This is a genomic window from Microbulbifer okhotskensis (assembly GCF_023895975.1).
Classification (GTDB): Bacteria; Pseudomonadota; Gammaproteobacteria; order Pseudomonadales; family Cellvibrionaceae; genus Microbulbifer; species Microbulbifer okhotskensis.
Genome location: NZ_JALBWM010000527.1, coordinates 1 through 231, shown reverse-complemented (window position 1 = coordinate 231; position 231 = coordinate 1). Strand labels below are relative to the sequence as shown.

Annotated in this window: 1 pseudogene; it reads right to left on the bottom strand. The window is 60.6% G+C overall.

Features of this window, described 5'->3' with window-relative positions:
* Nucleotides 1-214, bottom strand: a pseudogene (locus MO867_RS23175) (Vi polysaccharide biosynthesis UDP-N-acetylglucosamine C-6 dehydrogenase TviB); the annotation flags it as partial.
* Nucleotides 215-231: the final 17 nt, after the last annotated feature.

Sequence of the window (231 nt, the reverse complement as noted above, 5' to 3'; positions counted from 1 at the left end):
CAGGATTGATGCGCTCGGGGCTGTAGCCGACAAAGAAGTCCTGGTTGAAGGTCATACCGGACGCCGCTTCCAGCTCGGGCACGCAGACCTCTTCGGTTGCACCCGGATAAACGGTGGATTCGTAAATAACCACGGAGCCTGACTGCAGGATCGAGCCGATAGCCTGGCTGGCACGGCGCAAAGGCGACAGATCCGGCTGCTTGCTCTCATCCACCGGCGTCGGCACTGTGA